At 66.4% G+C, this 10,549-nt stretch carries 10 protein-coding genes; 2 read left to right on the top strand and 8 right to left on the bottom strand.

Annotated elements, in window-relative coordinates; genetic code table 11:
- Nucleotides 1–371 precede the first annotated feature (371 nt).
- From ACIBQX_RS46920 to ACIBQX_RS46895, 6 genes are all read right to left on the bottom strand, one after another.
- Nucleotides 372–2,948, bottom strand: a complete 2,577-nt coding sequence (locus ACIBQX_RS46920) for a valine--tRNA ligase (RefSeq protein ID WP_397016627.1) — start codon at nucleotides 2,946–2,948, stop codon at nucleotides 372–374.
- Between the two features lie 71 nt (nucleotides 2,949–3,019).
- Complete coding sequence (gene clpX, locus ACIBQX_RS46915) at nucleotides 3,020–4,303, bottom strand: ATP-dependent Clp protease ATP-binding subunit ClpX (RefSeq protein WP_189137239.1); 1,284 nt, start codon at nucleotides 4,301–4,303, stop codon at nucleotides 3,020–3,022.
- Nucleotides 4,304–4,478: 175 nt separating this feature from the next.
- Entirely contained in the window at nucleotides 4,479–5,102 is a 624-nt protein-coding gene (locus tag ACIBQX_RS46910) for an ATP-dependent Clp protease proteolytic subunit (protein ID WP_397016625.1), read from the bottom strand.
- Between the two features lie 10 nt (nucleotides 5,103–5,112).
- On the bottom strand, nucleotides 5,113–5,745 hold the full coding sequence (locus tag ACIBQX_RS46905; protein ID WP_336209860.1) for an ATP-dependent Clp protease proteolytic subunit: 633 nt from the start codon (nucleotides 5,743–5,745) through the stop codon (nucleotides 5,113–5,115).
- Nucleotides 5,746–5,932: 187 nt separating this feature from the next.
- Nucleotides 5,933–7,315, bottom strand: coding sequence for a trigger factor (gene tig, locus ACIBQX_RS46900; RefSeq protein WP_397016622.1), 1,383 nt, complete (start codon nucleotides 7,313–7,315; stop codon nucleotides 5,933–5,935).
- Between the two features lie 151 nt (nucleotides 7,316–7,466).
- A complete protein-coding gene (locus ACIBQX_RS46895) occupies nucleotides 7,467–8,333 on the bottom strand; it encodes a helix-turn-helix domain-containing protein (RefSeq protein WP_397016620.1) in 867 nt (288 codons plus the stop codon).
- Between the two features lie 248 nt (nucleotides 8,334–8,581).
- Here ACIBQX_RS46895 and ACIBQX_RS46890 point away from each other — a divergent pair, with 248 nt between their 5' ends.
- Nucleotides 8,582–9,043, top strand: a complete 462-nt coding sequence (locus tag ACIBQX_RS46890; RefSeq protein WP_397016618.1) for an ATP-binding protein — start codon at nucleotides 8,582–8,584, stop codon at nucleotides 9,041–9,043.
- A 27-nt stretch (nucleotides 9,044–9,070) separates the two neighbouring features.
- Here the strand turns inward: ACIBQX_RS46890 and ACIBQX_RS46885 are convergent, their stop codons facing one another.
- Both ACIBQX_RS46885 and ACIBQX_RS46880 read right to left on the bottom strand, forming a co-directional pair.
- Nucleotides 9,071–9,223: a hypothetical protein gene (locus ACIBQX_RS46885; RefSeq protein ID WP_397016616.1), complete on the bottom strand. Its 153-nt coding sequence runs from the start codon at nucleotides 9,221–9,223 to the stop codon at nucleotides 9,071–9,073.
- A gap of 52 nt (nucleotides 9,224–9,275) precedes the next feature.
- The gene (locus tag ACIBQX_RS46880; RefSeq protein WP_397016615.1) at nucleotides 9,276–9,524 is read right to left on the bottom strand and encodes an SCO4226 family nickel-binding protein; all 249 of its coding nucleotides are present in this window, start codon (nucleotides 9,522–9,524) and stop codon (nucleotides 9,276–9,278) included.
- A 141-nt stretch (nucleotides 9,525–9,665) separates the two neighbouring features.
- Between ACIBQX_RS46880 and ACIBQX_RS46875 the strand changes: the two genes are divergently transcribed.
- The gene (locus ACIBQX_RS46875; protein WP_397016613.1) at nucleotides 9,666–10,319 is read left to right on the top strand and encodes a hypothetical protein; all 654 of its coding nucleotides are present in this window, start codon (nucleotides 9,666–9,668) and stop codon (nucleotides 10,317–10,319) included.
- Nucleotides 10,320–10,549: the final 230 nt, after the last annotated feature.

Below are 10,549 nucleotides of genomic sequence, written 5' to 3'. Positions count from 1 at the left end.
GGGGTTGTGCATCATGCACTGGCTTTTAACACACTGTTGAGTTCTCAAGAAACGGACGCGTACATCCCCACACCATCTGATCTCTCAGACCGAGCAGCGGAGGCGCTCGTTTCGCCTTCCGAAGACTATCAGATCCGGACGATCCTTGTCAAACCGCCCGATTCGGGATCTTTCGGACGCCCCTTCCGAGGCAACCCTCACAACTTACCCGAACTTTCAGCCCTTGTCCAATCACGCGGACAGGCGGCCCGAAGATCGGGATCCATCTGAAGGAGTGTCGGGGCTGATCGGCCCCGCGTTGAAAACTGTAGCAGCCCCGGAGACGGGGAAAGTCCATTCCCTGGTAACGAAACAGCTTTCCCCGTCTGGGCCTAGCTCAAACCCAGCGCGGCGAGCTGGCTCTCAAGCCGCTCGATGTCGGCTGCGGCCTGGTCGGCCCGCCCTCTGACCTTGGCCACCACGTCCTCGGGTGCCTTGGCCATGAACTGCTCGTTGCCGAGCTTGGCCGCCACCTGAGCCGCCTCCTTGCGCGCGACCGCCAGATCCTTCTCCAGCCGCTTGCGCTCGGCCGCCACATCGATGGCGCCGGCCGTGTCGATCTCCACCCCGACGCCGCCCACCGCGAAGCGAGCGGTGGCGGAGAACGTCTCTGACGGCTGGGTGAGCCGCAGCAGCGAGCGGATCGCCCCCTCCTGCCCCGCCAGGGTTGTACCGGTCAGCGCCAGCCGTGCGGCGACCTTCTGCCCAGGCTTCAGGCCCTGATCGGACCTGAACCTGCGCACCTCCGTCACCAACTCCTGAAGGGCGACGATCTCCGCCTCCGCGTCAGGATCGGTGTAGCGGGGATCGACCTCTGGCCAGGCGGCCACGACGATGGACTCGCGGCCGGTGACCGCCCGCCACAACTCCTCGGTGACGAACGGCACGAGCGGATGCATGAGCCGCAGCAGCGCGTCGAGCACATGCCCCAGCACCAGCCGGGTGTGCTCGATCCCGTCTCCGAGCTGGATCTTGGCCAGCTCCAGATACCAGTCGCAGACCTCGTCCCAGGCGAAGTGGTAGAGCAGGTCGGAGGCCTTTGCGAACTCGAAGTCCTCGAAGGCCGCATCCGCCGCCTTGGTCACCGTCTGCAGTCTGGACAGGATCCACCTGTCTGCCGCCGTCAGCTCCAGCCCGTCGAGCGATCCGACGGCCGCGCCGTTCATCAGCGCGAAGCGGGTGGCGTTCCAGATCTTGTTGCAGAAGTTACGCGAGCCGGCCGCCCACTCCTCGCTCACCGCCACGTCCGCGCCGGGGTTGGCGCCACGCAGCAGGGTGAAACGGGTGGCGTCGGCGCCGAAGCGCTCGATCCAGTCGAGCGGGTCGACGACGTTGCCGAACGACTTCGACATCTTCTTGCCGTACTGGTCACGCACCATGCCGTGCAGGGCCACGACGCGGAACGGCGGCTCGCCGTCCATCGCGTACAGCCCGAACATCATCATCCGGGCCACCCAGAAGAACAGGATGTCGTAGCCGGTCACCAGCACGGAGGTCGGGTAGAAGCGCGCCAGCTCCGGCGTCGCCTCGGGCCAGCCGAGGGTGGAGAACGGCCAGAGCCCGGAGGAGAACCAGGTGTCGAGCACGTCCGGGTCCTGGACGTAGCCCTCGGGGGGGGTCTCGTCCGGTCCCACACAGACGACCTCGCCGGACGGGCCGTACCAGACGGGGATGCGGTGTCCCCACCACAGCTGCCGGGAGATGCACCAGTCGTGCATGTCGTCGACCCAGTCGAAGTAGCGCTTGGCCAGCTCCGGCGGGTGGATGCGGGTGCGGCCGTCACGCACCGCGTCGCCGGCCTCCTTGGCCAGCGGCGCCACGTTGACGAACCACTGCAACGACAGCCTCGGCTCCACGACGGTCTTGCAGCGTGAGCAGTGGCCGACCGAATGGACGTACGGGCGCTTCTCCTCGACGATGCGCCCCTCGGCGCGCAGCGCGGCGACCACCGCGGGGCGCGCCTCGAACCGGTCGAGCCCCTGGAAGGGGCCGTGGGCGGTGACGACGCCGCGCTCGTCCATGACCGTCAGGGAGGGCAGCGAGTGGCGGCGGCCGATCTCGAAGTCGTTGGGGTCGTGGGCGGGCGTCACCTTGACCGCGCCGGTGCCGAAGGACGGATCGACGTGCTCGTCGGCCACCACGGGGATCATGCGACCGGTGAGCGGCACCTCGACCAGCGTGCCGACCAGGTGCGCGTAGCGCTCGTCGGAGGGGTGGACGGCCACGGCGGTGTCGCCGAGCATGGTCTCGGCCCGCGTGGTGGCCACGACGATGTCGTCGGAGTAGCGGATCGAGACCAGCTCGCCATCGTCCTCGCTGTGCTCCACCTCGATGTCCGACAGGGCGGTCAGGCAGCGCGGGCACCAGTTGATGATGCGCTCGGCGCGGTAGATCAGCCCTTCGTCGAAGAGCTTCTTGAACATCGTCTGGACGGCTCGGGAGAGCCCCTCGTCCATGGTGAAGCGCTCACGATCCCAGTCGACGCCGTCGCCGAGCTTGCGCATCTGCCCGAGGATCTTGCCGCCGGACTCCTCCTTCCACTCCCAGACCCGGTCGATGAACGCCTCGCGGCCCAGGTCGTGGCGGGACTTGCCGGACTTGGCCAGCTCGCGCTCGACGACGTTCTGGGTGGCGATGCCGGCGTGGTCCATGCCGGGCAGCCACAACGTCTCGTGCCCCAGCATGCGGGCCCGGCGGGTCAGCGCGTCCTGGACGGAGTGGTCGAGCGCGTGCCCGATGTGCAGGACACCGGTGACGTTCGGCGGTGGGAGGACGATGCTGTACGGCACGCGCGAGCTGCCCGGGTCGGCGCGGAAGTAGCCTTCGGACACCCATCGCTCGTAGCTACGGGTCTCGACGTCGGCCGGGGTGTACTGGGTCGGCAGCTCTGGCGTTGTCACAGTGACCAATTCTAGGGAGACGGGAAAGGGAAACGCCCCATGGAGTGCATCCACGGGGCGCTTGCGCTGGTCGGGAAAGCTCAGGCCGACTTCTCTCGTGGGGTGCGCTGCTGCTTGGCGGCGAGCTGGTCACGAGGTACGAGAGTCGGGATGGCATGCTCGATCACCGACTCGCGGGTGATGACCACTCGGGCCACATCCTGCCGGGACGGTACTTCGTACATGACCGACTGGAGCACTTCCTCCAGGATGGCGCGCAACCCGCGGGCGCCGGTGCCGCGCAGGATGGCCTGGTCGGCGATGGCCTCCAGTGCGCCGTCGGTGAACTCCAGCTCCACGCCGTCGAGCTCCAGCAGCTTGTGGTACTGCTTCACCAGCGCGTTGCGGGGCTCGGTGAGGATCTGGATGAGCGCCTCACGGTCGAGGTTGTGCACCGAGGTGATGACCGGCAGGCGGCCCACGAACTCGGGGATCATGCCGAACTTGAGCAGGTCCTCGGGCATCACGTCGCCGAAGATGTCGGCCGTGTCGACCTCTTCCTTCGAGCGGATGATGGCGTTGAAGCCGATGCCCTTCTTGCCGATGCGCGACTCGATGATCTTTTCGAGCCCCGCGAAGGCGCCACCGCAGATGAACAGCACGTTGGTGGTGTCGATCTGAATGAACTCCTGGTGAGGGTGCTTGCGGCCGCCCTGCGGAGGAACCGAGGCCGTGGTGCCCTCGAGTATCTTCAGCAGCGCCTGCTGCACACCCTCGCCGGAGACGTCGCGCGTGATGGACGGGTTTTCGCTCTTGCGAGCGATCTTGTCCACCTCGTCGATGTAGATGATGCCGGTCTCGGCCTTCTTGACGTCGTAGTCGGCGGCCTGGATGAGCTTGAGCAGAATGTTCTCGACATCCTCGCCGACGTAGCCGGCCTCGGTCAGGGCCGTGGCGTCGGCGATGGCGAAGGGCACGTTGAGCATCTTCGCCAGTGTCTGGGCCAGCAGTGTCTTGCCCGAGCCCGTGGGGCCGAGCAGCAGGATGTTGCTCTTGGCCAGCTCTAGGCCGTCGTCTCTGCCCCGGTCACCGGACTGCACCCGCTTGTAGTGGTTGTAGACCGCCACCGAGAGAGCCTTCTTCGCCGAGTCCTGACCGATGACGTAGGCGTCGAGGAACTCGTAGATCTCCCTCGGCTTGGGCAGGTTGTCCCACTTGAGCTCGGAGGACTCGGAGAGCTCCTCCTCGATGATCTCGTTGCAGAGATCTATGCACTCATCGCAGATGTAGACGCCTGGACCGGCAATGAGCTTTTTGACTTGCTTCTGACTCTTCCCGCAGAAAGAGCACTTCAGCAGGTCTCCCCCGTCGCCGATGCGTGCCACCCCAGATACTCCTTTGCGTGGGACCGTCCTGCTCCCGCGATCCGTATCCTCCGGACCCGGTCCGAACCGCTCAGGTTTCGACGTTACCGTCTTCTGGGCCCACAGTGAGCCCCCTAGCGGCGAGTCGCACCGGAACGTGCCCTATTGGGCAGCGCTCCGGTGCCTCACGTCTCGTCTAGGAAGCGACGGCCTGAGCTCGCTTCTTCCTGGACGGGATGATGTCGTCGATCAGACCATACGCCTTTGCCTCGTCCGCGTTGAGAATTTTGTCGCGTTCGATGTCCTTGCGGACTGCGGCGGAGGACTTCCCGGAGTGCTTCGCCACGATGTCCTCAAGGAGGTTTCGCATGCGCAGGATCTCGCGGGCCTGGATCTCGATGTCGCTTCCCTGGCCGCCGCCCTCGGTGGACGGCTGGTGGATCAGCACCCTGGCATTGGGCAGCGCGAAACGCTTGCCCGGGGTGCCGCCGGCCAGCAGCACGGCCGCGGCGGAGGCCGCCTGGCCGAGGCAGACGGTCTGAATCTCCGGCCTGACGAACTGCATCGTGTCGTAGATCGCCGTCATGGCGGTGAAAGACCCGCCGGGCGAGTTGATGTAGATGCTGATGTCACGGTCGGGGTCGAGCGATTCGAGCGTCAGCAACTGCGCCATGACGTCGTTGGCCGACGCGTCGTCGATCTGCACTCCGAGGAAGATGATGCGATCCTCGAAGAGCTTGTTGTACGGGTTCATCTCCTTCACGCCGTAGGACGTGCGCTCGACGAAGGAGGGGAGAACGTAGCGGCTTTGAATGTTCACTTTAGCTCCCCTAAGAGACGGGGCCCTGCGAGGGCACCTGCCGCGCGCTTCGCACGACGTGGTCGATGAAGCCGTAGTCCTTGGCCTCGTCGGCCGTGAACCAGCGGTCGCGGTCGGAGTCTGCCTCGATCTGCTCCAGCGGCTGACCGGTGTGGACCGCGATCCGCTCGGCCAGCGTCTTCTTCACGTAGAGCATCTGCTCGGCCTGGATGGCGATGTCCGCCGCGGTGCCACCGATGCCGCCCGAGGGCTGGTGCATCATGACGCGGGCGTGCGGAAGGCCGTAGCGCTTGCCCCGCGCGCCTGCCGAGAGCAGGAACTGCCCCATCGAGGCCGCCATGCCCATCACGACCGTGGAGACGTCGTTGGGAACGTACTCCATCATGTCGTAAATCGCCATGCCGGCGCTCACGGAGCCGCCAGGCGAGTTGATGTAGAGAGTGATGTCTCGCTCCGGGTCGTCCGCGGCCAGCAGCAGCAGCTCGGCACAGATCCGGTTGGCGATCTCGTCATTGACCTCCTGGCCGAGCACGATGATGCGCTCGCGCAGCAGGCGCTGGTAAAGCTGGTCCTCAAGCCGGAAGGACGTGCCGTTCTCACGGCCTCGCGACTCAGGCTGAAAGGAGGTCGGCGGGCTGGTCACAGCTTCACCTTCCGATGCGTCGTAATCGATTGGCTTTGCTTGTGACCCTAACGCGCGCCGCCCACAGCTCATGCCCGGTCTACGGGCTGTTCGCTGACGGCGCAGGTTCGGGTCACCGGACGCTACCTCCAGGTAAGCACGAAGCCCCCAGGCCAGAGCGACTGGGGGCTCGGTGCTCGGGCGGAGGCTAGGCCTCGTTCTTCTGCTCCGCGGGCTCCTCGGCGGACTCCTCGACGACCTCTTCACCGCTGATCTCGGTGTAGATGGCCTTGAGGTCGACCTCGTTGCCCTCGCCGTCGATGATCTTGGCGGCGTCGCCGATCACGGACTTGGCCTTGTCGCGGACGATCTCGACCATGGCCAGCGTGAGCTGGTCGTTGTCGGCCAGGTGCTGGGCCAGCTGGTTGGGCTGGACGCCCATGTCCATGGCGCGGCGGACGACGAAGTTGGTGAGCTCCTGCTCGGAGACGCCCAGCTCCTCGGCCTTGACGATCTTGTCGAGCACGAAGCCGACCTTGATCGCCTTGGCGGAGCTGGTCTCGAACTCGCTCAGGCGCTCCTCCTCCGTCGTCTGGTTCAGACGGAAGAACGCCTCGCGGCTCAGGCCGCTCTCGGCGATCTGGTGCTCGAGGTTGTGCGTGCGGGCGTCGATCTCGGCCTTGAGCGCGCTGTCCGGGATCGGGATCTCGATCTGGTCCAGCAGCGTGTCGAGCGCCTTCTCGCGGGCCTCGACGACCTGCTCGATGAGCTTGTTGCGGCGGGAGCCCTCGCGGATGCTGTCCTTGAGCTCCTCCAGCGTGTCGAACTCGCTGGCGAGCTGGGCGAACTCGTCGTCGAGCTCGGGCAGCACCTTCTCCTTGACCGACTTGACGTTGATGATCACGTCAGCCTCCTCGCCGGCGTTCTCGCCGCCGACGAGCTCGGTCTTGAAGCTCTTCTCCTCGCCCGCGGACATGCCCTCGAGCGCGTCGTCGAGGCCCTGCAGCACCGAGCCGGCGCCGACCTCGTAGGAGACCTCGCTGGCCTGCTGCTCCTCGATGTTCTTGCCGTCGATCTCGGCCCGCAGGTCCATCACGACGAAGTCGCCGGAGGTGGCCGGGCGCTCGACGCCGGTCAGCGTGGCGAACCGCTGGCGCAGCGCGTCGAGCTGGGTGTCGATGTCGGCGTCGGAGACCTCCGCGGACCCGACGCTGACCTCGATGCCCTGGTAGTCGGGCACGTCGAAGTTGGGCCGGATGTCGACTTCGGCGGTGAACTCGATCTGCTCGCCGTCCTCGATCTTCGTGACCTCGATGTCAGGCTGGCTGACCGGGAACACGTCCACCTCGTCGACGGCCTGCCCATAGAGCTTGGGCACCGCGTCGTTGAGGGTCTCCTCCAGCACCACCGCCCGGCCGAAGCGCTGCTCGATGATGCGGGCCGGGACCTTGCCAGGACGGAACCCGGGGACGCGCACCTGCTGCGCGACCTTCTTGTATGCCGCATCCATGCTCGGGCGCAGCTCGTCGAACGGCACCTCGACAGTGAGCTTGACCCGGGTCGGGCTGAGCTCCTCGACAGCGGTCTTCACGGGGTGGTCTCCTTGATCAAGCTTCGAGTGATCGCGGGCACGTCCATTCGATTACGGCTCGGGCGCCGCGCCCACGTGATCTGCGCTGGGCATGCTCCGCCACGGCGGGATCCAAGCGCCGTCTGTCAGTCTAGGGCAGGCGCGGCAGCTCTCAGAACTCTTCCGCGATGGCGCGCAGCAGCTCGACGGTCTCATCCGGGGTGGTGCTGACGGCGCACAGCCGCTCCATCACCTCGGTGTAACGGTCCACGTCCTCGCGCTTGTCCAGGTAGAGGGCGCTGGCGAGCTGCTCGACGTAGATCACGTCGGGCAGGTCGTGATCGGGGAAGCGCAGGATGCTGAACGCGCCGCCCTCGGCACTGTGGCCGCCGAAGCTGAACGGCATGATCTGGATCGTGATGTTCGGCTGGCGCATCAACTCGGCGAGGTGTTCGAGCTGGGCCCGCATGACCTCGGCGCCGCCGATGGGGCGGCGCAGCGCCGCCTCGTCGATGACCGCCCAGAAGACCGGGCCGTCGGGTTTGTCGAACACGCGCTGGCGTTCCAGGCGCAGGTCGACCCGCCGGGAGATCTCCTCGGGGCCGATCCCGGCGGATCCCGCCGTGACGACGGCGCGCGCGTACTCCTTGGTCTGCAGGAGCCCCGGCACGAACTGGACCTCGTACGTCCTGATCCGGGCCGCCGCCTCCTCGAGGCCGACGTACGCCTGGAACCAGGTGGGCAGGATGTCGTTGAAGCGGTGCCACCAGCCGGGCTCGTTGGCCGTGACGACCAGGTCGAGCACGGCGGCGCGGGCTTGGTCGTCGACGACTCCGTAGAGCGTGAGCAGGTCGGCCACGTCGCGCTCCTTGAATCCGACCCGGCCGAGCTCCATGCGGCTGATCTTGGATTCGGAGCCTCTGATGAGGTGACCCGCCTCCTCGCGGGTGACTCCCCTGCTTTCGCGCAACCGGCGAAGCTGGGAGCCGAGGAGGATGCGCAACGCCGTCGGCCCGGAGCCCGGCTGGTTCTGCGTCACGTTGCCTCCTATCAAGGTCCGCACACACAGTGACACCACATCGCTGGGTATGACAAGGTCTCAACCTGGTGTCCGATTCGGATACGTAACCAGTTACCGCTCATGCGGCTGCACATTGCACATGCACGTGCATTTGGGTCTTGCAGCGACACCTGATGGTGTCCCATGATGGGCTAGTGCATTTTGGGCGAAACATGCACGAACTCAGACGGAAACTGGGAGGTACGGGCGGGATGGTGGAGGACCCTTTGGCCACTGCCGACTGCCTGCAGATCACCCGGGAGTTCGGCTTCGACCACCTGCTGACCTCGGGGAAGCCGTACACCACCTCGTGCCCCCTGCCCTTTCAGGCCGATTCGGTCAAGACCGCCAGGGACGTGACGCGCTCCACCCTCCGCGGCTGGGGCCTGCCGGAGCTCGGCGACGACGCGGCGCTCGTGGTGTCGGAGCTCGTGACGAACGCCGTCAGGTACGCGATGTACGCCCGGGGCCGGCGCGAGATCACCCTGCTGCTGATGCGGGTGGTGCCGCACGTGCTGCTGGCCGTGGCCGACCCCAGCGACGACGTGCCCCGCCCCAAGGAGCCGGACTTCATCTCCGAGAACGGGCGCGGCCTCTACATCGTCGAGACGTACAGCCAGTGCTGGGGCTGGGACCCGCTGACGCACGGCGGCAAGGCCGTGTGGGCGCTGTTTCGGACCGAACCGTAAAACCACCGCCCTGTTCGGCCCGGCCGGTCAGTCGCCGCGGCGTTCCAGGAAAAACCACGCGACCAGACACAACAGGCTGAACACGCAGAAGACCGCCACGAGGGTCGTCGAAGAGACCATGAAGGCGGCGAACAGCGACACTGCCGCAGCGACGGCGACCGTCGAGGAAACACGCATCATGGGTGCATCCTTCCGCGTTTCCGGCCGACGCGCGCCACGCCCTGGTTGCCGGTCAGACGGTCAACGGCACAGGGTGGACCTCGTCGGCCGGGTGGCCGGCCCTCTCGTGGATGCGCTGGACCGCCTCGGCGCTGGGCCCCTCCGACAGGCAGCAGACGAAGCCCTGATCGGGGTCGGCCCAGGCGCGCTCGAAGGTCACGCCCTCCTCGCCCTGGATCGCGAGGTCGGCTTCGTGCGCCTCCCGGAGCTGGTCCGCAGTGATGCCGACCATGCCGTGATGGACGTCGATGAACTTGGTCATGGGTCCTCCTCGGGCCATCTCCTCTCAGAGTAGGCAGGGCATAAGCCCTCAAAAACCCATCACTCCCCCAAGAAGTCGCTGTATCGCATCACGGCGGGCCGATATGCGAACTATCCGTAAAGGTCGCGCATCTCATGATTCGTGATCAAGCAGACGACGACCGTGGCGTTGGTGATCGGCTCGGTTCTGGCAGGAACGAGCATCGCCCACGCCACCACCGCCACCAAGATTCCTGAGCATTTCCTGCTGACCGAGCGCGCAGCCGCTGAGGGATCGGTCGTCAAGGACGAGGAGTGGTGGGAGATCAGCGACAACCTGTCGCGCCGGCTCGAATTCATTCCCTGCCGCTCGAAAGGGAAACCCCGCGACGGCCGGGTGGCGATGCGCACCATCACCTACCTCACCAGCGCACCCTCGGGCGTCAGCGAACAGCTCGTCCTGTACAGGGATGCGAGATCCGCCCAGGCCGCCTTCCGTAAGCTCCGGGCAGATCTGGCCAGGTGCTCGAAGCCGGCGGTGGTGAAGCGCGACCAGTTCGGCTACGTGGGCAAGCCGTTGCGCGTCGGAGACGAGGCCCTGTCGGTGGCGGGTTACGACTACGACGCGCACGGCAGGCGCCTGGCCAAGGCCGACGACCTGGCGGTCGTCAGCCGTCGAGGCGCCGCCCTGTTCCTCTACACCGCCAACGGCAGGGGCCGAGGAGCGCAGAAGGAGAGCACCGGTCAGGCCAGAAAAATGGCGAAGAAGGTATGCGGCCTTCCCAAGGTGTGCGGCAAGAAGACCGGCTCACGCTGAGGTGGCTTTCAACCCCTGCCCCCGGTGGGACGTACCGTGCCTGCTCGCCGAATGCCTGCCGTCAAGCGATGGCATCCGTTGAGCTCGACGGCGCTCCCATGTCGGCGGATCCGCTGACTCCCTCAATCTCCCACCTGCGGGCGAACCTCCTCGCACCTGTCGTCCTGGAGGCCTACGACGTGGTGAACTTCAGGGCCTGGCCGATCGCGGAGCCGTCGAGCGACCGCCTT

It is taken from the genome of Nonomuraea sp. NPDC049714, from assembly GCF_044465295.1.
GTDB lineage: Bacteria > Actinomycetota > Actinomycetes > Streptosporangiales > Streptosporangiaceae > Nonomuraea.
The sequence above is the reverse complement of the archived record's forward strand: the minus strand, read 5'-3'. Positions and strand labels throughout refer to the sequence as shown.

Bases quoted from the DNA above. Each gene is read 5' to 3' on its own strand.
- ACIBQX_RS46885 (WP_397016616.1), bottom strand. From the start codon at position 9,223: ATGATGCGTGTTTCCTCGACGGTCGCCGTCGCTGCGGCAGTGTCGCTG.
- ACIBQX_RS46880 (WP_397016615.1), bottom strand. From the start codon at position 9,524: ATGACCAAGTTCATCGACGTCCATCACGGCATGGTCGGCATCACTGCG.